This is a genomic window from Acinetobacter sp. BWR-L5 (assembly GCF_039655985.1).
Classification (GTDB): Bacteria; Pseudomonadota; Gammaproteobacteria; order Pseudomonadales; family Moraxellaceae; genus Acinetobacter; species Acinetobacter johnsonii.
This window is the reverse complement of sequence record NZ_JAGFEV010000004.1, coordinates 401666-426293: the sequence shown is the minus strand read 5'-3', so window position 1 is coordinate 426293 and position 24628 is coordinate 401666. Positions and strand designations below refer to the sequence as shown.

Here is a 24628-nt window from a genome sequence, read left to right as displayed (position 1 = left end):
CTGGCGACAATAGCAAGAGTGAACCACCTGATCCCTTCCCGAACTCAGAAGTGAAACCTCTTAGCGCTGATGGTAGTGTGGAGTTATCCATGTGAGAGTAAGTCATCGCCAGCTCATTAATTCAAAATCCCCCTAACTTAACGGTTAGGGGGATTTTTTTATGCTGAAAATATTAAATAATAAACGAATCAATCGTCTAATTGAGATTTAGGATAGGTTTCTACATACTGATTTACTTATTTATCGATCATGACATTTAATCTATCTAACATTTTTATTTTTAGATTTTTAAAAATATTGAATAGTCGATCAAATGTTCATAGTTTGTTAGCAATATCTTTAAATGGAATAATGAGTATGTCTAATAAAATTCAATTTCAACTGAAAAAACTTCCTTTAATTTCATGTGCGTTGTTGAGCTGTTTGGCTTTTGGGCAAGTACATGCTGTATCTAATGATCAGGTCAAACAACTGGTTGAATTAGAAAAAAAGAATTATTTAAATACTCTAGAGGCTTTAGTCAATATTGAGTCGGGGAGTAAAGATCTTGTCGGCGTGAATAAGATCGCTAAATATGTCGCCGAACAATTAAAAACGACAGGTGCTGAGGTCAGTATTGTAGAAGCTAAAGATATATATCGTATGGATGATACGCCCCAACAGACTGGTCCAATGGTAAAAGCTGTTTTAAAGGGTAAAGGCAGCAGTAAAATTATGCTAATTGCTCATATGGATACGGTGTATTTAACTGGAATGTTGAAAGACCAACCTTTTAAAATGGAAGGAGATAAAGTTTTTGGTCTTGGAATTTTAGATGATAAACAGGGAGTTGCTGCGATTATTCATACGCTTGATCTTTTGAAAAAGTTGAATTATCAAGATTATGGCGCGATCACAGTCTTACTTAACTCCGATGAGGAGATCAGTTCGCCAGGTTCACGCAAACTGATTACTGAAACTGCACAAGACCAAGATGTAGTTTTGTCATTTGAAGGTGGTGGTAAAGATGGCAGTTTACGATTAGCCACCAGTGGGATTGGTGCAGCATATTTAGAGGTTCACGGGAAATCTGCACATGCAGGGGTTAAGCCTGAAGCAGGCATAAATGCACTGACAGAATTATCACATCAAATCTTACAGTTACAAGATTTATCGAATCCTAAAACAGGGTTGAAATTAAACTGGACTGTAGCGAGTGCAGGTAAAGTGCGTAACGTGATTCCAGACCTTGCGACTGCACAAGCAGATGTTCGTGCCTTGCAAGTTAAAGATTTTCAGCAAGTGGAACGTGTATTACAGGAAAGGATTAAACGTAAAAAGTTAGCTGAGAGTGAAGTTAAGTTAAAGTTTGAAATGCGTCGGCCACCTTTAATGGCAAATCCACAAGCAAAAAAATTGGCTGAACAAGCACAGCTTATTTACAAAAATGATTTTAACTTACCAATGAAGGTCTTAGCTGAAGCAACAGGTGGTGGTACAGATGCCGCATTTGCTGGCTTAAATTCGAAAGCAGCGATTTTAGAAGGCATGGGCTTATCTGGTGATGGTGCGCATTCGAATAATGCTGAATATATTCTGGTCGAAAGTATTGTGCCGCGTTTATATTTAGCGACAAAGTTGATTATGGACTTATCGACCGCTCAAAAATAATAAAGTTAGTGTGAAAGAACTCAACTGATTTGAGTTTTTACATGATGAAAGATGGTGTTTATTTTTAGCAGCATCTTTCATCAATCTAAATATTAGAATCTTAAAAGGAAATGAGTGAGATCTTAAATAAAAATGCCATAAAGTGAGGGATATTCTGAGAGATCGGCATAGCTATAGTTGATGTTACTTTTTTCATTCTTTGCTGGATAATTCAGCTGAGTCAGTTGGGTCTCGATGTATTGCTTGCTGTCCCAAGTGATTGGGCATTGGTCTTTATTCTTTAAGGAATGAAGGGCCAGCTTTTGGCTCTTAGCTGCCGAATTGTTTCTTTTTAAATAAAAACTTCGAAATTATGTTTGCATAAAAAAATAAATGATAACGTGCTGTATATGATGCTTTTTTAACCAAGCAAGCTGAATGTAATTCATGGTAAAATGATCGGCTTTCATCTTTGATCTTTATTTGAGATCTTTCATCTGCCAGCCGAGAATTGCTAGCCATGTCTACTGCTTATACTATGCAGACCGCGCCTAAAGCGTTGTTTGATTACGACAAATATTGGGCGTCATGTTTTGAACCTGCGCCATTTTTGCCGATGTCGCGCGAGGAAATGGACCAACTCGGTTGGGATAGTTGTGACTTTATTTTGGTCTGTGGCGATGCGTATATCGACCATCCATCATTTTGTTCGGGCATTATTGGCCGTACGTTAGAAGCACAAGGTTTCCGTGTCGGGATTATTGCACAACCTGATTGGACTAATGTTGAAGCATTCCGCGTTTTGGGTAAGCCAAATATCGCTTGGGGTGTGACAGCTGGGAACATGGATTCGATGATCAACCGTTATACGGCTGATCGTAAAATTCGTTCTGATGATGCCTATTCGCCAGATAATTTACCTAATAAACGTCCTGACCGTGCAGCAACCGTATATTGCCAACGTGTACGTGAAGCATTTCCAGATGTACCTGTATTGTTAGGTGGAATTGAAGCGTCTTTACGTCGTATTGCGCATTATGATTATTGGTCAGATAAAGTCCGTCGTTCAGTGTTGATGGACTCAAAAGCCGATCTTTTGATGTATGGTAATGGTGAGCGTTCAATTACTGAAGTAATGCATCGCTTAGCCAAAGGCGAAAAAATTCACGAAATTACAGATGTTCGTGGCACGGCATTTATCGTGAATAAATTAAACCGTCCATCTAAAGCCAAGTTTGTGGAAATCGCATCGAATGATGTGGATGCCATTGGCCGTGTTGATCCGATCATCAATCCTTATGTGATGACTGAAGATTTAGATGGCTGTGAAATTGAAAAAGATAAGGGTAATTCTTTAACCCAATACCAAAATTTCCAAAAAGAAATTGTGACGAATCAAATTGTTCGTGAAGGGGATAAACTCGATCCTGATACACAAATTGTGCAATTACAGCCGTCTTCAAAGGCAATTAAACATAAATTACCGCCGCGTGAACTGGCTGTGATTCGTTTGCCTGCATTTGAAGCAGTGGCAGATGATCCCGTTTTATATGCACATGCCAACCGTATTTTGCACCTTGAAACCAATCCGGGAAATGCACGTGCTTTGGTACAAAAGCATGGCGAACGTGATGTTTGGTTAAATGCACCGCCAATTCCGTTAACTACGGAAGAAATGGACTATGTGTTTGATTTACCTTATGCACGTCTACCCCATCCTGTGTATGGGGATGCTCGTTTCCCAGCATTTGACATGATCAAGTTCTCTGTCAATATCATGCGTGGTTGTTTTGGGGGCTGTACCTTTTGTTCGATTACAGAACATGAAGGGCGTATTATTCAAAACCGTTCAGAAGAATCAATTTTACGTGAAGTTGAAAAGATTCGTGATACCGCACCAGGCTTTACTGGCATCATTTCTGACTTGGGTGGGCCTACAGCAAACATGTATCGTTTGCACTGTAAAGACCCTGAAATTGAAAAGAACTGTCGTAAACCATCATGTGTTTATCCGGGTGTTTGTCAAAATTTACATACCGATCATGCACCTTTAACGCAGCTATATCGTAAAGCACGCGCCATTAAAGGCATCAAAAAGATTCTGATTGGTTCGGGTCTGCGTTATGATCTAGCGGTGTTAAACCCTGAATATGTCAAGGAATTGGTACAGCATCATGTCGGTGGTTATTTAAAAATTGCGCCTGAACATACCGAAAAAGGTCCATTGTCTAAGATGATGAAACCGGGCATCGGGACCTATGATCGTTTCAAGCAAATGTTTGATCGTTTCAGTAAAGAGGCAGGTAAAGAGCAGTATTTAATTCCGTACTTTATTGCAGCACATCCAGGTACGACCGAATATGACATGATGAATTTGGCGATTTGGTTGAAGAAAAATGGTTTCCGTGCCGATCAGGTACAGACTTTCTATCCATCGCCAATGGCAACCGCGACCACCATGTATCACACGGGTAAAAACCCATTAGCCAAAGTGGCGCGATATACTGAAGATGTGGATATTGTGAAAGGTGAGAAGCGTCGTCGTCTGCATAAAGCCTTCTTGCGTTATCATGATCCAAACAACTGGCCATTATTACGTGAAGCTTTAAAAGAGATGGGCCGCCAAGACTTGATTGGTAACTCGAAACAGCATTTGATTCCAACCTATCAACCGCAAGGGACGGAAGGTCAGTATCAGTCTGCTCGGAAGAAAAACTCAACCGTGGATGGTGATTCGCAAAAACGTAATGGTGATAGTCGTAACCAACAAGCGAAAAATCAATCGCGTCCATCGAATACCAAAAAGCGTCCTGAGCGCGGTCAGATTTTAACGCAACATACAGGTTTACCACCGCGTGAAACAGGTGATGCCAAGAAGCCATTTGGACATTCAAAATCAAAACCGAAGTCTAAGTCACGTGCTTAATCGCAACTGAATATAAAAAAGGATGCTACGGCATCCTTTTTTAGGATCAATCTTTTTATTGCGTTAGAAAAATAGCTCAAAGATTGGCTTTTCTGCCATCCGTCGGGAAAATTGGGTCAATCCGAAGAATCATATTGCACGTGAATGAATCACTCTATTACAGTGTAGATAGGCTAAAGAGCCAAAATTTCATTCGGATTAAAACAAAACGTGTTACAACGAATGACATTGCAAAAAATTGTTTAGTTTTATCAGCGTTTGTTTGATTTTAGCTTGAGTTTTTTTATTGCGTGGTTTGGGTAAATGGTCAGTAGGTTATACTGATCGGATAAAAATCGGTGTGATACCGAAAATTATAATAAAGATGAAAAGGATACAAATATGACAACTTATATGGTAATTGGTAGCGTGTTGTTGATACTGGTCATGATTTTAGCGAGTAAAGCGTTGATCCCTAAGACCAAGCAGCAAGATAGTGCATTAAAACAACGTGCTATTTTTAGTATGCATGAGCAACTGACTTACACTCGTTTGAAAGAAATTTTACCGCATCATACTGTGCTGGCACATGTGTCTTATGATGCCTTACTAACTACAAAATTTTCGCGTACGCGAAACAAATACCGCAATTTGGTGGCCGATTTTGTCATTGTGGATAGTGCACAACAAGTTTTGGCAGTGGTTGCTTTAGAAGATCCGCTTTCACTGAAACGTCCACAAAAGGCACAGTTTCAGGATGCGATCCTCGATATGGCTGGTTATAAAGTGATTCGTTATGAAGAAGTGCCTGACTATCATCAGTTACGTGAAGATTTTTATGGCGATCTCTATGCTTCGTCGCGTTTGACTAAAGATACGCGTGTAGCCAAAAAATATGATTACTATAATGCAGCACAAACTCGAAAATTACGTCTGATCGGCTAACTGAATCTCAGCGCGTATCATAAAAACATGAAAACTCATGTTTTTATGATACGCGTATTTTTATGCAGGTTTCACTGCAACAACGGTTAACTCTACCAATACTCGTGGATCATAAAGTTTAGCTTCAACACAGGTACGGGGTAAGGCATCAATGTCTGCAACCCAAGCATCCCAAACTTCATTGAACGCTGCATAGTCATTTTCAATGTCTTTTAAATAAATCGTCACCGATAAAATATGACTTTTATCTGTGCCTGCATCAGCTAAAAATTGGTCAATCATGTCGAATGTTTGTTGGGTTTGACCTTTAATATCGAGATCAAAGTCAGACGCCAGTTGACCTGCCAAATGAACGAGGTTGCCAGCAATCGCAACTTCAGAAAAACGATTTGAGACATGCAAACGTTGAACCGTCATGATGTATGCATCCTGTATTATGAGTATAAAAATAGAACATAAAAATGTAGTTCAATAGCCTACCACAAACTCATGTATGACAGATGGCTATGATGTTGGCTTTCAATCAGGTGCAGAATTTTACAGCGTGAAGGATCCTATCTATTGTTATAAGCGCATGTGAACAGAGGATGGATTCGATATATCGACATGAATTACAAAAGATGAAGGAACGTAGTCAATAGGTAAATCTTATGCGGGCTTTATAAAAATATATTTTTGAATATTGGATTGTTTTGATGATAGAGCGCTGCTCTGTAATATGGGGAATACCATGATAAATATCAGAGATGTCCTGTAATCTTCGGATTTGATCGTCACGCCAATCACAGGACGTATGCTAAAAGTAAAGGTAAGTTTTAGCATCTCAGCGGTTACATGGATAAATGCAGCGCGTCATTAGATTACTCTAAAAACACAGTTTGTGAATGCTAAATTGCATTATTTTTGTTCTTTTGGTTAAAAAGTGACTGATTGAGCAATCAGTCAGACCATAAAGAGAGCTGGGGTAAAGGCTCTTGAGTCGAAAGTGCATAGACCCCAACACCGATCAGACGAAACTGTTTATCCGGTGTGATTTGCATTTCTTTGAGTAAGATATCTAAGGTCATTTGCAATTCAGTTTGATGCTTTAATGGCATTTTGAAGCTTTTACTGTGCTGTAGGGTTTGAAAGTTTTTCAGTTTCAGTTTGACGGTGACACCGCGGGCATACAGTTGCTTTTTCTCTAAGCTTTGCCAGACTTGTGCAATTAACTTGGGCCAAAATGGGAGACATTGTTCAATAGTTAAATCATCATCAAAAGTGGTTTCTTTTGAAATTTGCTGACGTTCTCGTTCCGCTTGTACAGGACGCTCATCAATCCCTTGTGCATATAGATAGAGCTGTTTGCCGTACTTGCCAAAATGATGAATCAAGATATTTTCATCCACATGCTGTAAATCACCTAAAGTTTCGAGTTTGAGCGCATGTAATTTTTCTTGCATGACTTTCCCCACTCCAGGGATTTTTTTAAGCGGCAAGTGCTGAATAAACTGCTGAACTTGTGAAGGTTTAATCACGCAGATACCATTGGGTTTATTCCAGTCCGAAGCAACTTTGGCTAGAAACTTATTCGGTGCTACACCCGCAGAGGCGGTCAATCCTGTGCTCTGAAAAATATCAGCACGGATGCGTTCAGCCACTTCTGTGGCGCTGGCCAGTTGTTGTAAATTTTCCGTCACATCTAAATAAGCTTCATCTAAGGAAAGCGGTTCAATGAGTGTGGTATAACGCTGAAAAATTGTATGAATTCGCTCTGAGACCGCACGATATTTAGAGAAATTAGGTTCAATCACCACCACTTGAGGGCAGCGTTTTTTGGCTTGAGTCATCGACATGGCAGAGCGGAGTCCGTAACTACGTGCAGGGTAGGATGCGGCAGCAATGACGGCACGAGGATGGTGTGAAGAAATCACTACAGGTAAATGCTTTAAGTCGGGACGATCAAGTAACTCCACCGAGGCATAGAAGGCATCCATGTCGATGTGAATGATTTTTCGCATGTTGAATTTTAATGTTGAAACCTAAGTCAGTATTGCACTATTTAGATCGATTGCGTAGTCCTGTATGCGGCATAAGCGACAGAATTTGACTTGGTATTTTTGTATTTGAACCTCAATGATGGGCTTGAAACTGCTTACTTGATTGGTAAGTTTTGTGGCAGTTGATAAAGCCCTTGGCGCTCTAAAAAGCTGATCCAATCTTGTTCTGAGCCGTGAAATACATTGAGATCCACCAAGGTTGGTATGCCTTTAATTTGACCTTGGCTGGTGTGTTGCCAAAAGGTCCATTTCGGATTGCCTTTGAGCTCAGGCTGGCCTTGATATTCACGAATCCAAAGGGGAGTTTGTTTAAATTCATCGACTAAAACAATATTATAAAATGTTTTAGAGGTATAAAAAATGGGTTGCAAGCCATAGTGTTGATAGAGTTGGTCGTGCATGACCTGAATTTCTTTGAGCAGCTGTTCTCTGGTATAGGTGTTGATACAGGTGCTGTCATATTCCAAATCAATCACAGGCGGCAAACTATCGGTTTTCTTCGGCACAGTTTCGATAAAGTTCTGCGCCTGAATCTGGCCATCACGGCATAAACGATAAAAATGGTAAGCCCCGACCAAAAAGCCTTGTTCACGGGCTTTGAGCCAATTGTCCTGAAATTTACGGTCTTTGAAATCGCCCCCTTCAGTGGCTTTTAAATAAACGAATTTAAACTCTTGGGGAGAAATGGATTGCCATTGGATGTCGCCCTGATGATGAGACACATCAAAGCCTTTTATTGGATACTCTTGGGCAGATGCGACATTGTTCTGCAAGAAAAAATAGGTAATCCCGAGTCCGACACATAGCATCACTACACAGGCAAGTATGTAATAGGGATATGAGGTTTTTGACGGCGTGGAAACTTTTTTTCTTGCGGACATGCTTTTGCAGGTATTGGTTTTTAGCTCATCATCATAGCTCGAATTTGTGGAACTGACCATGATGATTATGGTCAGTGAATGGCAGCATTTTGTATCTGTTATTCATCCACGGTATCTTTGGGGATGTGCCAGAAAATGGCTGCGGTAATCAGGTTAATACAGCCCAATACAATCAAGGTATTATGGAATGCCATGACGATGTGATCTGTGCCCAAATATGCCGTAAAGACATTGACCAAAGTACCTGCCAAAGCCACACCAATACTCATCGACACCATCATGATCATCGACAAGAAACTGTTGCCACTGCTGGCATCTTGTTGCGGTAAATCTTTCAGCGTGAGGGTATTCATAGACACAAATTGCAGGGAGTTCAGCATACCAAAAACAAAGAAATGCAGTGCGCGCAGCCAAGTTGGGGTATCTGCGGTATTGAGAGCAAAACTGGCGATACATGCGCCGACCAATAAGGTGTTAACCAAAAGCACGTGGCGATAACCAAAGCGCTGAATCAAGTGACGAATAATGGGTTTGGAGGCCAGTGAACCCAACACTGTTGGAATCATCAAAAGCCCCGTCACAAAGGGTTCAAAACCGAAAGCCACTTGTAACATGAGTGGCATCAAAAAAGGCATGGCATTGCCACCGAGGCGAGCAAAGAAGTTACCTAAAATACCCACGGCATAAATGCGGTTACGAAACAGTTTACTGCGAAATAGCGCATTTTGATGTGTATGTGCATGATAGGCATACCAAAGCGCAGTCACCAAGCTCAGTACAATCAGCCCCATACTCCACCATAAAGTCAGGTGCGGACTGGCAAAATTTTCAATCCCTAGAGATAGTCCTGCCATGGTGATTACCAACAGGATAAAACCCCAAAAGTCAAAACGCGGTACATTCTGCTCGGTGACATTCGGCATGGCTTTAAAGCTAATCAGGACCCCTAACAGCCCCATGGGGAGGTTAATCAGGAAAATCCAATGCCATGTACTGACTTCGACCAACCAGCCCCCGAGTGTTGGACCGATCAGTGGGCCAATCAGTCCCGCGAGACTCATCAAACTCATGGCCGATAAGAACTGCGTCCGCGGAATGACCTTGAGCATAGCTAAACGGCCAACAGGGAGCAATAATGCACCACCTATGCCTTGCAATACGCGATAGAACAATAACTCATTTAAGCTTTCAGAAAAGCCACAGCCCAGTGAGGCAAGAGTAAAAATGATAATGGCACTGAAATAGATATTGCGCACCCCAAAACGGTCGGCGAGCCAACCACTCAAGGGGATACAGGCAGCAACGGCAAGCACATAGGCCACCACCACGCTATGCATTTGCAGCGGGTCTTCATTCAAACTGGCTGCCATAGCCGGTAGAGCGGTATTCACAATGGTGGTATCTAAGCCTTGCATAAAAAAGCCAATCGAAACCAGAAGTACCAAAAGACGGTACTCAGGAGCGAGTGCTTGATGGGTCGGCGTTTGGTTCATAGATACAACAAAGTGAAATTTTTAAACAGTTTAGCTTAATTTAAGTTGGACTGTTGTTGCGAATGTGCATTTATCCCATGCCATCAAATTGACATCTCTACGTCATGTGTTTGCAACGCGTACGTCATACATTGGTTAAATTTGAACCGATATTTAGATCATGATGAATAAAACTTATAGTGCCGTTTTTTTAGCATGCATGGGGTTGGGCTTAGTAGGATGTAATGACAGTGATGATGCGCAAACCATCACATCACCGCCTGTGGTAGAGGAAGCCACGCCGAATAGTATTGAACTGGTTCATCTTGCAAGTTATGAGTCGGGAATATTTGGACAGAGTGCAGCTGAAATCCCCGCCTATGATGCTGCGAGTAAGCGTCTGTTCGTGGTGAATGCACAAAAAGGCATGGTCGATGTTTTAGATTTCTCCCAACCAGCGCAACCGACATATATCCAATCTTTGGATGCCAAAACTTATTTAGCCAATTCCGAAGTGAATAGTGTCGCGGTGCATAATGGCATCGTCGCGCTTGCGGTTCAGGCTGAGGATAAAACCCAAACCGGTATTGTGGCTTTCTTTAAAGCACAGGATCTCTCTTTTATCAGCCAAGTCAACGTGGGAGCTTTGCCAGATATGTTGACCTTTACGCCTGATGGTCGAAAAGTACTGGTAGCGAATGAAGCGGAACCGAATGAAGGGTATCAAGTCGATCCTGAAGGTTCGGTCAGCATTATTGATATTTCAGATATTCAAAAACCAACAGCAACTATTGCGGGCTTCCACGCATGGAATGACCGTAAACAAGACTTATTAGATATAGGCATTCGTATTTTTGGCCCAGACATCAGTCAATACCCAAATGTAGCGACCGCAGGTATTCAAACGACCACAGTTGCACAAGACCTAGAGCCTGAGTATATCGCAGTCAGTGCTGATGGTAAAAAAGCATGGGTTAGTTTGCAGGAAAATAATGCCATTGGGGTTCTAGACCTAGCAAAAAATCAATTTGTTGATCTTTTCCCGATGGGCTACAAGGACCATAGTTTGCCTGAAAATGCCTTGGATGGAAGTGACCGTGACTGTGCTATTGGTCAAGACTCTTTGGGGCGTAGTATTACAGAATGTGCAAAAGATGCCGGCATGATTAATATCAGCTCTTGGCCGGGTCTATATGGCATGTATATGCCCGATGCCATTGCACAATATCAAGCCAACGGCAAAACCTATTTGGTCACGGCCAATGAGGGGGATGCCCGTGAATGGCTAAGGGATGAAGCCAAATACTTTGAAGGCGGGGACTTAAATGCTGGTTATGCTGAAGAGATACGCATCAAACATTTGTTTAAAAAAGCAGGTTTTGACGCCAAAGGTGATTATGCCGCGCATTTACGTCAGCTTGCACCGGGCGTGAAAGGGGCAAAATTAAACCCCGAGGTGTTTAAGCCTTGTCAAACGGCTGATGCAACAGAAGTCTGCGCGGATAATTTAATTAAAGATTCACAAATTGGACGTTTGACCATTAGTTGGACGCAAGGTTATCAACAAGATCCACTAACAGGTCTGCCGAAGTTGGATGAAAATGGTCGTCTGACTTATGACAAATTATACGCCTATGGTGGTCGTTCGGTGAGTATTGTCGACCCTGAAACCAAGCAGATTGTGTGGGACTCGGGGAGTGAGTTTGAGCGAAAAATTGCGGAGTTGTTTCCACATCAATTTAATAGCAATCATGAAGCATTTAAATTTGATGACCGTAGTGACAATAAAGGTCCTGAACCTGAAGGCGTGACGTTGGGTAAAATTGGTGAAAAGACCTTTGCCTTTATTGGACTTGAGCGTGCCAGTGGCATCATGGTGTATGACATTAGCAACCCGAATCAGGCTAAATTTGTTCAGTATCTGAACCATCGCAACACCAATGAAACAGAAGTCACGAAGCAAGGTGACTTAGGCCCAGAAGGTTTGATTTTCATCGCGGCGAAGAATTCACCCAATGGTCACCCGCTGTTGGTGGTGGGAAATGAAGTCAGTGGTAGTACAGCGGTTTATGAAGTCAAACTCAATTAAAAAACTGAGTTTTGACTTTGAAAAAAGAGCACTACGGTGCTCTTTTTTTATGGCGCTACAAAAAATATATGACAGAGATGTCATGAAAATGAAATAAAACAGTCATAATCTTTGGCAAACGTCCAAGGGCACTGTCTTGGAATAAATTATTCAAAAGGTTGGTTTTATGACAATCGAAATTTTGATGGTGATAGGCTTCTGTTTAGCCGCTTATTCTATCGTCGGAAATGATGTGCCACAGACATTAGGTACGTTTATTTCATCCAATGCACACCGTCCATGGTGGGTGCTTTGGCTCTTTATCAGCAGCATTTTGGTTGTGGTGTTGATTTATGGTTGGTATGCATCCGGTGTGGGTGATGCATCATATGGCCGTTTAGAAACGATCCCTTTTCCTGAGGGTGGGGTCACGTGGCTATATATTGTGCCACCGATTTTACTGTTATTTTTAACCAAATACGGAATTCCCGTCAGTACCACTTTCTTAGTCTTAACCATTTTCTCGCCTGCAAGTTTAGGCTCGATGATGGTGAAATCGATGATGGGCTACGCGGTGGCCTTTGTGGTTGCGATTATTGTCTATCGTTTTGTAATGCGCCAAGTCGCGAAGTATTTTGCGAAAACCCGTAATCAAGAACCGTCGCATATTTGGATTGGGCTACAGTGGGTTTCTACGGCTTTTCTGTGGAGTCAGTGGCTGATTCAAGATTTGGCTAATATTTTTGTCTATGTACCCCGTCAAGTGCCGTTTTCATTTTTACTGTTTGCCATCACGGTCTTTGTGGTGTTGTTGGCGGTAATTTTGTACCAACGTGGTGGTGCGATTCAGAAGATTGTCGATACCAAAACAGGTGTTACTGATATTCGTGCAGCAACCATTATTGACTTTATGTATGCCCTCATTTTGTTGGTCTTCAAAGAGTGGAGTAATATTCCAATGAGTACCACATGGGTATTCTTAGGTTTACTTGCAGGTCGTGAGTTTGCAATGTCGATGATTTTTGATGAAGTGAACAAACATCGCACTTCGCGTAACGTCAGTAAAGATGCGATGAAATTGATGTTTGGCTTAGCCATGTCCGTGATTTTGGCGACCACACTGCCGTGGTTCTATAACTTTGTTACTCATTATGGGCAATAACCGTATATGTTAAAAAAGCGAGCTCTAGGCTCGCTTTTTTATGGCATTAAGAACAGGGTTTAAATGGCAAAGTGCGCTGGACTGCCGAGGTTGGCAATGGCTGAATAAATCTGTTCAGCATGGTTGCACACAATCAGTTTTGCGCGGTGCTGTGGCGGTAGAAAACCTTCTTCTACTGCATGATCCAACTGGGCAATCAGTGCGTCATAGAAACCATTGACGTTATAAATCATCATCGGTTTTTGATGTTGGTTCAGTTGTCCCCAGGTTGCCACTTCTAAAATTTCTTCAAAAGTGCCTAAACCGCCGGGTAGTGCGACAAAGGCGCTTGCGCGTTCGGCCATTAAGGCTTTGCGCTCATGCATGGTTTGTACAACATGTAATTCGGTCAGTTGGTGATGCGCAATTTCATAATCCAGCATAAATTCTGGAATGACGCCGACTGCTTCACCGCCGTGGCTAATCATGGCATCGGCCACTTGTCCCATGAGGCCAATACTGGCACCCCCATAAACCAGACCAAAACCCTGTTTAGCTAAACCTTGTGCCAGTGCAATCGCTTTTTCTTGATAAATCGGTTTATTACCTGAACGAGAACCGCAGTAAAGTGCGATCAGAGGTTGAGTGGTTTGAACATTTACTTCAGTGTTGAGAGAGGATATTTTTAATTCACTATTCATGGCGTATGTTTTTACCTTTTGCTTTATCTACTTTTTCTTTCTTAGTTTAAGCAAGAAATGTGACGGCAAGCTGTATTTAATCTAACAATCGGGTAATAATTTGTTAAATCTTTTAAAACAGTGCGCTTTTGAAAAAAAGATGAATTTCATGTAGATCTTGCCTATACTTATTTCCTGTTTTACAACACAAGAACGAACATGGGTAGTGGTAGTTGTCGCTCAAGACATCTTCAGTTTTCCGAAAAAAAATTACAGCCATTGGTGCTGAATCTTCCTTTTCATCCGCTTAAGTTGCGTTATGCACCGTATATTTCCCCTCGACAGGAGCAGATCACATGATATTTGAATGGATGTCTGATCCTTCTGCGTGGGTGGGGTTACTCACCTTAGTGGTGCTGGAAATCGTGCTGGGGATTGATAACTTGGTTTTTATTGCGATTTTGGCGGAGAAACTTCCACCAGAACAACGCAATACGGCCCGTGTTGTTGGTTTGATCCTTGCACTCTTAATGCGTTTGGTGCTGTTGGCCTCAATTGCTTGGGTGGTGACACTGACCGAGCCGCTGTTCCATATCTTCGATCATCCTTTCTCAGGACGGGATTTGATTCTTCTCTTTGGTGGGGTGTTCTTACTGTTTAAAGGCACCATGGAACTGCATGAACGTATTGACGCCAAAGTGGTTCAGAAAGAAGAAAGTCCAGCCAATGCTGTGTTTTGGATGGTGATCGTTCAGATTGTGGTTTTGGATGCTGTGTTTTCCTTAGACTCGGTGATTACCGCAGTCGGTATGGTTAAACATCTGTCTGTAATGATGATTGCGGTGGTTATCGCCGTGGGCATTATGCTGTGGGCATCGAAAGCCTTGATGGAATTTGTCAACAAACATCCAACCGTGGTGATTTTGTGTCTCGGCTTCTTGATGATGATCGGTTTCTCTTTGATTGTAGAAGGCTTTGGTTTCCATATTCCAAAAGGCTACTTATATGCCGCAATTGGTTTCTCGGTAATTGTTGAATTCATCAACCAAACTATGCGCCGTAATCAAGAAAAAATGGTCACCACCACAGATCTTCGCTATAAAACGGCATCTGCGGTGCTGCGAATGTTGGGCGGTAAAAGTAGTGATCATGCCTCTGAGCCTGAAGATGTCCTGGCAACTCGCGCTTATGCGGATGAAGTGTTTGATCCTGAAAATGGGGTCTATCATAGTGTCTTGGTGCAAGGGGTGCTGGGTTTGTCCGAGCGTCCTGTGAAGTCCGTGATGACACCCCGTCCAGAGTTGGAGTGGATTGATTTAGAGGATGAAGAAGCCTCAATCAAATCACAACTACTTAGCATTACGCATTCACGTTTAATCGTGGCACGGGGCGAATTAGACAACATCGCCGGTGTGGTGCTGACCCATAAAGTTTTGAATGAATATATTGAAACGGGTATCCTCGATTTTGATAAACATTTACGTGAACCTGTGATTGTGCATGAAAATGCGCAAGTCCTGATGGTGATGGAACAATTGCGTCAAGCACCGTTGCAAATGGCTTTGGTCTTGAACGAATACGGCTCGATTGAAGGGATTGCCACGCCGATTGACGTATTAGAGGCGATTGCAGGGGAGTTCCCCGATGAAGATGCTGAAGACAATGTGGCTGAAAGTTTAGAAGATGGTAGCCTGATGCTCGATGGCTCAACCGATATTCGCCATGTGTCGTTATTGTTGGATCGTGATTTGGTCGACGAGTCTGATCAGTACTCAACCTTGTCAGGCTATATCCTATTCCATTTAGGTCGTTTACCCGAAAATGGCTCTAGCCTTGAAGCAGATGGTTGTATTTTTGAAGTGGTGACGATGGATGGGCACAAAATTGAAAAAGTGCATGTGATTCCAAAGTCAGATCTGCACAAGGAATCCTCTTAAAACAAACCGTAATCTGGTTTGAACAGGTTAAAATAGCTCGCAATGTCGAGCTATTTTTTATGGAAAAATCATGAGTAATGTTGAGTGTCCGTGTGGACAGGGTGAATATAAGCAATGCTGTCAGCCATTGCACTTGGGACAAAGCCGTGCGCAGAGTGCTACTCAACTTATGCGCTCACGTTATAGTGCTTTTGCTAAACAACAAATTGATTACATTGTACAAACCACAGCGTTGGGGCAGCAACAGGCTCTAGATGTTGCAGCAATTGCAGAGTGGAGTCGAAGCAACCAATGGGTGAAGTTAGACGTCGTGCAGGCCAATGAAAAACTCGATAAAAACCATGCCATGGTCGAGTTCAAAGCCTATTATCATGATGGCACATCGCCACAGATACATCATGAAATTTCACATTTTGTGAAACATGCAGAGGCATGGTATTTTTTAGATCCAACCACTGAAATGCATATCACCATGAAACAAGCGTGCATCTGCGGTTCAGGGAAAAAATTTAAACAATGTTGTGCACAATTTTTATAATTTTAAGCAAATTTGGCTTAGAATAGCGCGCATCAATTAGCCTATATGGAATCCAGGCGATGTTACTCACTATTATTTATATTATAGCGATCACAGCAGAGGCAATGACAGGTGCACTGTCGGCGGGTCGGCGTAGTATGGATTGGTTTGGTGTGGTGATTATTGCTTGTGTCACAGCGCTGGGCGGCGGTTCTGTCCGCGATGTGTTATTGGGACATTATCCGCTGACTTGGGTCAAGCATCCTGAATATTTGATGCTGACCTGTTTTGCCGCTTTTATGACGATTTTGATTGCCAAGTGGATGCGCCATTTACGTAATATCTTCTTGGTGCTCGATGCTCTGGGCCTGATCGGTTTTACCATCATCGGCTGTCAAATTGCCTTAGAAATGGGACATGGTTTTGTGGTGTCTGCGGTCGCAGGAGTTCTGACAGGGGTATCGGGCGGTATCTTACGTGATATTTTGTGTAATGACGTCCCTTTGGTCTTCCGCCGTGAACTGTATGCCAGTATTTCTTTTGTCGCGGTGATTTTCTATTGGGGCTGCATTCAGCTCGGTTTATCACTTGAGCTGACTGTGATTTCGACTTTGATCTTTGGTTTTAGCTTACGTCTAATCGCGATTTACTTTGGCTTAGAAATGCCAAAATTCATTTATCAAGACGATGATGAGCAATCTGCTTCCTCGAAAGATGCCAGCTAAAATAGCAGTGATTTGACTGCCTTATTTGTATGAAAAAAGCACATAATGATAAAGCCTGTTGAGAAAGCAGCCTGCTATCTTTTCCCGCTTTAGAGGCCGAGCTATGGATTTAGTTTCTCGCATACAACGCTTACCGATCGGTAAATTTCACTACACCTTGTTGTGGGTCATTGGCTTGGGCTGGATGTTCGATGCCATGGACACGGGGCTGATTTCTTTTATTTTGGCAAAAATGGCCGAAGACTGGCACATGAGCCCAACCGAAAAAGGTTGGGTGGTCTCCATTGGCTTTGTCGGAATGGCGATTGGTGCAGTGTGTTCAGGGGGCTTGGCCGACCGCATCGGACGTAAAACAGTTTTTGCCGCGACCCTAGTGATTTACAGTTTAGCGACGGCAGCCTGTGCCTTTGCCCCGAACTTAACGTGGTTATTGGTGTTTCGTTTTATTGTGGGTTTAGGCTTAGGTGGACAGTTGCCAGTAGCGGTGACCTTGGTCAGTGAATACATTCCTGCGCAGGTGCGTGGGCGTTTTATCGTGCTGCTAGAAAGCTTTTGGGGCTTAGGTTGGCTTTGCGCTGCATTGGTGGCGTATTTTGTGATTCCAAAATTTGACTGGCATATGGCTTTCTTAATCGGTGGGATTCCTGCACTGTATGCCATTGTGATTTGGTTCAAAGTGCCTGAGTCAATTCCTTATCTCATCAACCGTGGCCGCATTGTGGAAGCGCATGCTTTAGTGCAGCAGATTGAACGTCAATGCGGTGTGGAAGTCGTTGAACATATCATCGTTAAACCGGTGGCAGAAAAAAAGACCGTGTCTTTTACCCAGCTCTGGTCGGGTGCATTTGCACGTAGAACCTTGATGTTATGGTTGATTTGGTTTGGCATTGTTTATTCGTATTATGGCATTTTTACATGGTTACCCAGTTTGCTGGTGAAGCAGGGGTATAGCATTGTTCAGTCTTTTGAATATGTACTGGTGATGATTTTGGCACAGCTTCCGGGCTACGTGGCCGCAGCATGGCTAGTCGAAAAGTTGGGGCGTAAAGCAACCTTGGCTGGTTTTATTGGCATGTGTGCAGTTTCCGCGTATTTCTTTGGTCAAGCTGACACTGTGAGCATGATCATGTTCTGGGGCTGTTTGATGTCATTCTTTAACCTTGGCGCATGGGGAGTGTTATATACCTATACCCCAGAGCAATATCCAACCAATATCCGGGCTTTTGGTTCGGGCTGGGCATCGGCCATTGGTCGTATGGGCGGCATTGTCGCACCGATGGTGGTGACGCATATGATGGTACAGAGCAATGGATTTAGTGCGATTTTCATGATGTTTACCGCGGTATTGCTTGCGGTGGCAGCGGTAATTTTGATTTTGGGTGAAGAGACCAAAGGCAAAACATTGGAAGAAATTGGACTGTAATTTAGTCCGTGCTGAAGATTGAGCGTCTGATGTGCTGAGACTCTCAGTCTTCAATACACTTCAACATAAAATCTAGATGATGGATCTGAAAAATAACCGATAACAAGATCCAACTCAGCAATAAAAAATTCAATCTGCTCGGCCAAAACGTAGCCTCTCAACGCTGCATTTTGGTAAACGCGGATCTTGCTAATGATGAGACCTTTAAATAATCACTGCTTGATTGATGTGATCTACCCAATTGGTTGTGTCGCATTTTGGGCGAGGATGCCCCGATTTTTTGTCGATCGTATCGATCAAGTTGAGAAGACTGAAGTTGCTTAACCATTTTCATTGATGAGCAGAGATGAACACAGGAACTGAACTTCAAAATAATTAGTTGCTCATTTTAAAAAAAATGGATAATTTTACGACACTAGGAACATCTAAAGACGCAATTTGTCGTAGTGGTGTACGCTTTCACTTGTATAGGCAGAGCCTGCGACATAGCATAAGAACTTAAACAAAAAACGATTAATTAGGATGACAGGTTGTTATGACGAACCTTGCGCATCAAGCGACAGAAAACCGTTCCGTAGCAGAATTTACTGAACAAGCATATCTCAATTACGCCATGTACGTGATCATGGATCGTGCCTTACCGCATATCAGCGATGGTTTAAAACCTGTACAACGCCGTATTGTGTATGCCATGAGCGAATTGGGGCTGAAACACAGCGGTAAACCCAAAAAATCTGCGCGTACCGTCGGCGATGTGCTCGGTAAGTATCACCCGCATGGTGATTCGGCCTGCTATGAAGCGATGGTGCTGATGGCGCAGCCTTTTAGTTATCGTTATCCATTTATTGAAGGTCAAGGTAACTGGGGTTCTCCCGATGATCCGAAATCGTTCGCGGCGATGCGTTATACCGAAGCCAAATTATCTCAGTATAGTGAAGTGCTTTTGTCTGAACTGGGACAGGGGACTTGTGACTGGCAGGATAACTTTGATGGTTCGATGAAAGAGCCAGTGACTTTACCTGCACGTATTCCGAATATTTTGTTAAATGGCACCACAGGCATTGCGGTCGGTATGGCTACGGACATTCCACCGCACAACCTGCGTGAAGTCGTGAAAGGCACCATTGCCTTAATTCGCAATCCAAATTTAAGCGATGAAAAAGTTGCAGAATATATTCCTGCACCCGATTTGCCGACCAAAGCAGAAATTATTACGCCACCTGAAGAGCTGTTAAAAATTCAAAGTACAGGGCGTGGTAGTTATCGTATGCGTTCGGTGTATCGCATCGAAAAAAATGAAATTGTGATCACGGACTTGCCTTATCAAGTGTCAGGCTCGAAAGTTATTTCGCAAATTGCAGATCAAATGCAGGCGAAAAAATTGCCTTTGGTGAGCGATGTACGAGATGAATCGGATCATCAAAACCCAACCCGTTTGGTAATCGTACTGCGCTCAAATCGGATTGATGCTGAAGCGGTAATGAGTCATCTTTTTGCCACCACTGACCTTGAGTCGAGTTATCGGGTCAATATGAACATGATTGGCGCGGATGGTCGTCCACAAGTGAAATCGATTCGTCGTATTTTGCTGGAGTGGATTGAAATTCGAAAGGAAACCGTTACCCGTCGGTTGCAATATCACCTGAATAAAATTGAAAAACGTTTACATATTTTGGGCGGTTTGATTATTGCCTATTTAAATATTGATGAAGTGATTCGTATTATTCGTGAAGAAGAACAGCCCAAAGCGGAGTTGATGTCACGTTTTAATATTGATGATATTCAGGCCGAAGCCATTTTAGAACTCAAGTTGCGTCATTTGGCCCGACTTGAAGAAATGGAAATGCGCCGTGAGCAAGAAGAGTTAGAGGCCAAAGCTGCACTGATTCGTGAACAGTTGGCTAATCCAGAGTCTTTAAAAGCTTTGATCATCAATGAACTCAAAGATGATGCGAAAAAATACGGCGATGACCGTCGTTCACCAATCGTGCATCGTGCAGAAGCGACGGCGATGAGTGAGCAAGATTTCATGCCTGCTGATCCTGTGACCGTGGTCTTGTCTGAAGCGGGGTGGATTCGTTCAGCCAAAGGTCATGAAGTTGATGCTGAAAACTTGAACTTCCGTGCAGGCGATCAATACCTCAGTCATGCGCAAGGCAAATCTAATCAGCGCGTGTATGTGCTGGATGAGTCAGGGCGTAGTTATGCACTAGCCATTAATAGCCTACCGTCCGCACGTGGTCTGGGAGAACCGTTGAGTTCAAAATTGTCCCCAGCCAGTGGTATCGGTTTTAAACAAGTCTTTATTGCTGATGATGAAACCGAAGTCGTGGCGCTGAGCAGTAAAGGATATGGTTTTAAAACACAGGCAAAACAGTTAGATACCAATGCAAAAGCAGGTAAAGCCTTCCTGACTTTACCTGAAAAAGCCACAGTTATGCCGTTAACCAGTGTTGATCAGGCCACCCATTTGGCGTTATTGACCTCAACGGGTCGTTTGTTGATTTTAGAGTTGTCAGAGTTGCCTGTTTTGAATAAAGGTAAAGGTAATAAATTGATACAACTTGAAGAGAAAGATCAAATTGTATTCATGACAAGATTAACGCTAGATGAAATACTGCAAGTCGTTGCAGGACAGCAGCAATTAAAATTGAAGGGTGATGACTTGCAAAAATACATAGGCAAAAGAGCATCAAAAGGGCAGTTATTACCACGTGGTTATCAAAAAGCAAATAAACTGTTAGTTCAGAGATAAAACTAGCATCCATCGATCAAAATACGTTATATATGGTATGTATGCGGGAAATGGATGCAGTATTAAGCAACACAAGTTAAATAAAGAGCGCTTAATATTGAGAACAATAGTTGAAATTTAAGGATTACTGATAGGAGAATCGGGCGATATGGAAAAAATTTGGTTCGCAGAATACCAAAAAACGGGGATTCCAGAGACTGTAGAATTGCCACCAGAAAACACGTCATTAGTAGATGTTTTTGAACGAAATTTCCAAAAATTTGGCTCTCGTGATGCTTTTATCTTTATGGATAAAGTGCTCACTTTTAGTGAGTTAGAAGAAGCGAGCCGTAAATTTGCAACGTATTTACAAAGTTTGGGTCTAGCAAAAGGCTCACGTGTCGCTGTAATGATGCCGAACGTTCTTCAGTATCCTATCGTTGCTTTGGGTGTATTCCGTGCAGGTTTAGTACTGGTTAACGTCAATCCACTGTATACCGCGCGCGAACTTGAACATCAGTTAAATGACTCGGGTTCAGAAGTTTTAGTGATCATCGAAAACTTTGCCTCTGTTTATCAAGCGATTAATGGTAAAACGCCAGTTAAACATGTTGTGATTGCCTCTGTAGGTGACATGTTAGGTGCATTAAAAGGCACACTGGTGAACTTTGTATTACGTTCAGTACGTAAGCAAATTCCAGCATGGAATATTCCTGGCCATATTCGCTTTAATGCGGCAATGTCGAAAGTTAGTGCGAGTAACTATAAGCGCCCGAACTTAACGTTAAGTGACACAGCAGTGCTTCAGTACACTGGCGGCACTACAGGGGTATCAAAAGGTGCAGAACTGACGCATCGCAACCTTGTGGCGAACATGTTGCAGTGTGACGGTATTTTCCAAAGTAAATTTGGTGCACAAGATGGTCAACCTGATGACCGCATTTTCTGTGCATTACCGCTATATCATATTTTTGCGTTCATGGTCTGTGCGATGTACGGTATGTACAAAGGCCAAGCCAACGTTTTGATTCCAAACCCGCGTGACTTACCTGCGGTGATGAAAGAATTACGTAAATATCAACCGTCATTCTTCCCAGCAGTGAATACGCTATTCAATGCTTTAGTGAACAATGAAGAGTTTAAGCAACTCGACCACAGCAAATTGAAAATGGCGATGGGTGGTGGTATGGCTGTGCTTCCTTCTACAGCAGAAGCGTGGAAGCGAATTACTGGAACCAACATCATTGAAGGTTATGGCCTATCCGAAACTTCACCTGTGGCAACGGCAAATCCGCCAGCGTCAGAAGAGTTCAGTGGCACGATTGGTATTCCATTGCCATTAACTGAAGTTGCAATTTTGGATGATGACGGCAAGGAAGTTGCACTGGGTGAACAAGGTGAGATTTCAATCCGTGGCCCACAAGTAATGCGTGGCTATTGGAACCGTGCAGATGAAACAGCTAAAGTGATGACTGAAGATGGTTTCTTCCGTACGGGTGACATTGGTGTCATGGACCCTCGCGGCTATGTGAAAATTGTAGACCGTAAGAAAGACATGATTTTGGTGTCAGGCTTTAACGTTTACCCTTCAGAAATCGAAGAAGTGGTTTCTAAGCATCCTAAAGTATTGGAAGTAGCTGCCATTGGTGTACCTGATGAAAAATCAGGTGAAGTACCAAAACTGTTTGTGGTGAAGAAAGATCCATCTTTAACTACAGAAGAAGTCTTGGCCTTTGCGAAAGAGAACTTAACGGGTTACAAACGTCCGCGTTATGTTGAATTCTTGGATGAGTTACCGAAATCAAACGTAGGTAAAATCCTACGTAAAGATTTACGTAAAACAGCTTAAGTTCAAATAAAAAAAGCGCCGTCAGGCGCTTTTTTTTCATGTTCACATTTAATTTTTCATTAACCAGCGGTCGATATAGGGACGGCCAATGCCCAAAATGCCAACAAAGGTCAGCATCGTACCGCACTGACGACTAAAGGCTGGGAAAGCAAAACTACCAAAACTCAGAACATTATCGATCAGACAATAGACGGTCACTGCAAGCAACCAAGACCATAGGTTTTGACGTTTAATCCCGACCATCCAAAATGCAATGATCAGCATGACCAGTGTGCCAAGAGTCGAACCAATATTCATATTGGCACAAATGACCGCCAATAAAAATGCAGTAACGGGAAGCACAATCTTTAAAACACGATCCACTTGGCGTTGATGTTGACGCTGAATTTCGAGCACGTCGAACATTTCTTTTTGATCAGGGCTAGCCATGCAGGAGTCTCATCGGGAAATTATAAAAACACTATAATTTAACCAAATTTATCCTCGGAATGCCATGCTATGATAGCCTTTGAAATGATCTTGATGAGAAAAAACCAATGCAAAGCATTAGCGGGATTATTTATCTCATTTTAATTGCTTGTTTACTGCCTTACGTATTTACAATCATTGCTAAAAAAACAGCAGGATTTCGCGCCAAAGATAATCAACATCCGCGTGAATTTCTCGCCAAAACGACTGGTCTGGCTGCACGTGCCAATGCGGCACAGCAAAATAGTTTTGAGAGTTTACCGTTATTTATTGCCGCTATCTTAATGGCTGAATATATGGTGATTCCGCAAGTGGTCACCATGACGTTTGGTATTGCCTATCTTGTCTTTCGTGTGGTGTATGGCATTTGCTATTTGGCCAATTGGTCGACGCTTCGATCGATCGTTTGGCTGTTGTCACTGCTTTGCCCAATTTGTTTATTATTGTTGGTCATTCGACTGACGATGGGCTAAGTGCGAAACATACATATTTTCACCCAGTGGATGTATAATCGCAGAAATATTTTTTTCTCAAAAACCGTTATAATCGATGCGGTTTTTAAAAGATTTAACTTGTTAAAGAGTGATGTTATGAGCTACAGCAATATCCCTGCGGGTAAAGATGCACCGAACGATATCTACGTGATCATCGAAATTCCTGCAAATGCAGCACCAATCAAATATGAAATTGATAAAGATTCGGATGCACTTTTTGTAGATCGTTTCATGGGGACAGCAATGTTCTACCCAGCGAACTATGGTTATGTACCAAACACCTTGTCTGAAGATGGTGACCCATTAGATGTACTTGTTGTAACGCCACATCCAGTTGAACCAGGCTCAGTAATTCGTTGCCGTCCTGTGGGTAAATTGAACATGGAAGATGACGGTGGTATCGATGCGAAATTAATCGCAGTTCCACATGACAAGTTAACGCCAATTTATAAAGACGTGAAAGAATATACCGATCTTCCACCTTTACTCATTCAACAAGTTGAACACTTCTTCGCTCACTATAAAGACTTAGAGCCAGGGAAGTGGGTTAAATTAACAGGTTGGGAAGGTTCTGAAGTTGCTAAGCAAGAAGTGCTTAAAGCAATCGAAGCAGCAAAATAATCCTGTCTGTGAAGCCTTGATTGAACTGTGTTTGATTGTAGGCTTCAATAAAAAAACCTGCACAATGTGCAGGTTTTTTTATTAGATTAGCTTTTCCGTA

Annotated in this window: 19 protein-coding genes and 1 rRNA gene; 14 read left to right on the top strand and 6 right to left on the bottom strand. The window is 42.4% G+C overall.

The window, feature by feature from the left end:
* The 4 genes from rrf to JZ787_RS09875 form a co-directional block, all read left to right on the top strand.
* Nucleotides 1–114: ribosomal RNA gene (gene rrf / locus JZ787_RS09890) — 5S ribosomal RNA — on the top strand; the annotation flags it as partial.
* A gap of 243 nt (nucleotides 115–357) precedes the next feature.
* Nucleotides 358–1650: a glutamate carboxypeptidase gene (locus JZ787_RS09885; RefSeq protein WP_346312208.1), complete on the top strand. Its 1293-nt coding sequence runs from the start codon at nucleotides 358–360 to the stop codon at nucleotides 1648–1650.
* 499 nt (nucleotides 1651–2149) lie between these two features.
* Nucleotides 2150–4555, top strand: coding sequence for a YgiQ family radical SAM protein (locus JZ787_RS09880; RefSeq protein WP_234950845.1), 2406 nt, complete (start codon nucleotides 2150–2152; stop codon nucleotides 4553–4555).
* A 381-nt stretch (nucleotides 4556–4936) separates the two neighbouring features.
* On the top strand, nucleotides 4937–5479 hold the full coding sequence (locus tag JZ787_RS09875) for a DUF2726 domain-containing protein (RefSeq protein WP_346312207.1): 543 nt from the start codon (nucleotides 4937–4939) through the stop codon (nucleotides 5477–5479).
* Nucleotides 5480–5539: 60 nt separating this feature from the next.
* Here JZ787_RS09875 and JZ787_RS09870 read toward each other — a convergent pair whose 3' ends face one another.
* The 4 genes from JZ787_RS09870 to mdtD form a co-directional block, all read right to left on the bottom strand.
* Nucleotides 5540–5896: a RidA family protein gene (locus JZ787_RS09870; protein WP_004692897.1), complete on the bottom strand. Its 357-nt coding sequence runs from the start codon at nucleotides 5894–5896 to the stop codon at nucleotides 5540–5542.
* A gap of 521 nt (nucleotides 5897–6417) precedes the next feature.
* Entirely contained in the window at nucleotides 6418–7479 is a 1062-nt protein-coding gene (dinB, locus tag JZ787_RS09865) for a DNA polymerase IV (RefSeq protein ID WP_346312206.1), read from the bottom strand.
* 134 nt (nucleotides 7480–7613) lie between these two features.
* Nucleotides 7614–8327 (bottom strand): GH25 family lysozyme, encoded by a 714-nt coding sequence (locus JZ787_RS09860; protein WP_346312216.1) that lies wholly within the window; start codon nucleotides 8325–8327, stop codon nucleotides 7614–7616.
* Between the two features lie 170 nt (nucleotides 8328–8497).
* Nucleotides 8498–9892 (bottom strand): multidrug transporter subunit MdtD, encoded by a 1395-nt coding sequence (mdtD, locus tag JZ787_RS09855; RefSeq protein ID WP_346312205.1) that lies wholly within the window; start codon nucleotides 9890–9892, stop codon nucleotides 8498–8500.
* Nucleotides 9893–10052: 160 nt separating this feature from the next.
* On the opposite strand from mdtD, the gene JZ787_RS09850 reads away from it, so the two are divergent.
* Both JZ787_RS09850 and JZ787_RS09845 read left to right on the top strand, forming a co-directional pair.
* Nucleotides 10053–11960, top strand: coding sequence for a choice-of-anchor I family protein (locus JZ787_RS09850; protein WP_346312204.1), 1908 nt, complete (start codon nucleotides 10053–10055; stop codon nucleotides 11958–11960).
* A 166-nt stretch (nucleotides 11961–12126) separates the two neighbouring features.
* On the top strand, nucleotides 12127–13101 hold the full coding sequence (locus JZ787_RS09845) for a hypothetical protein (RefSeq protein WP_004978518.1): 975 nt from the start codon (nucleotides 12127–12129) through the stop codon (nucleotides 13099–13101).
* Between the two features lie 59 nt (nucleotides 13102–13160).
* Here JZ787_RS09845 and JZ787_RS09840 read toward each other — a convergent pair whose 3' ends face one another.
* Nucleotides 13161–13781, bottom strand: coding sequence for a TIGR00730 family Rossman fold protein (locus JZ787_RS09840; RefSeq protein WP_168159874.1), 621 nt, complete (start codon nucleotides 13779–13781; stop codon nucleotides 13161–13163).
* Nucleotides 13782–14116: 335 nt separating this feature from the next.
* Between JZ787_RS09840 and JZ787_RS09835 the strand changes: the two genes are divergently transcribed.
* The 6 genes from JZ787_RS09835 (at nucleotide 14117) to JZ787_RS09810 (ending at nucleotide 22945) form a co-directional block, all read left to right on the top strand.
* Entirely contained in the window at nucleotides 14117–15697 is a 1581-nt protein-coding gene (locus JZ787_RS09835) for a TerC family protein (RefSeq protein ID WP_333641000.1), read from the top strand.
* A 70-nt stretch (nucleotides 15698–15767) separates the two neighbouring features.
* Complete coding sequence (locus JZ787_RS09830) at nucleotides 15768–16235, top strand: YchJ family protein (protein ID WP_346312203.1); 468 nt, start codon at nucleotides 15768–15770, stop codon at nucleotides 16233–16235.
* A 59-nt stretch (nucleotides 16236–16294) separates the two neighbouring features.
* Complete coding sequence (locus JZ787_RS09825; protein ID WP_004692884.1) at nucleotides 16295–16939, top strand: trimeric intracellular cation channel family protein; 645 nt, start codon at nucleotides 16295–16297, stop codon at nucleotides 16937–16939.
* A gap of 103 nt (nucleotides 16940–17042) precedes the next feature.
* Nucleotides 17043–18362 carry an MFS transporter gene (locus tag JZ787_RS09820; RefSeq protein WP_004978536.1) on the top strand — a complete coding sequence of 440 codons (1320 nt, stop codon included), beginning with the start codon at nucleotides 17043–17045 and terminating at the stop codon, nucleotides 18360–18362.
* A gap of 535 nt (nucleotides 18363–18897) precedes the next feature.
* Complete coding sequence (gene parC, locus JZ787_RS09815) at nucleotides 18898–21117, top strand: DNA topoisomerase IV subunit A (protein WP_218289294.1); 2220 nt, start codon at nucleotides 18898–18900, stop codon at nucleotides 21115–21117.
* A 148-nt stretch (nucleotides 21118–21265) separates the two neighbouring features.
* Nucleotides 21266–22945, top strand: coding sequence for an AMP-binding protein (locus JZ787_RS09810; RefSeq protein WP_058868711.1), 1680 nt, complete (start codon nucleotides 21266–21268; stop codon nucleotides 22943–22945).
* Between the two features lie 48 nt (nucleotides 22946–22993).
* Here JZ787_RS09810 and JZ787_RS09805 read toward each other — a convergent pair whose 3' ends face one another.
* Entirely contained in the window at nucleotides 22994–23374 is a 381-nt protein-coding gene (locus JZ787_RS09805) for a hypothetical protein (RefSeq protein ID WP_005401008.1), read from the bottom strand.
* A gap of 107 nt (nucleotides 23375–23481) precedes the next feature.
* Between JZ787_RS09805 and JZ787_RS09800 the strand changes: the two genes are divergently transcribed.
* Together JZ787_RS09800 and ppa are read left to right on the top strand one after the other, a co-directional pair.
* Entirely contained in the window at nucleotides 23482–23886 is a 405-nt protein-coding gene (locus JZ787_RS09800; RefSeq protein WP_005401007.1) for an MAPEG family protein, read from the top strand.
* A gap of 117 nt (nucleotides 23887–24003) precedes the next feature.
* Nucleotides 24004–24528 carry an inorganic diphosphatase gene (ppa, locus tag JZ787_RS09795; protein ID WP_004692877.1) on the top strand — a complete coding sequence of 175 codons (525 nt, stop codon included), beginning with the start codon at nucleotides 24004–24006 and terminating at the stop codon, nucleotides 24526–24528.
* Nucleotides 24529–24628 lie beyond the last annotated feature (100 nt).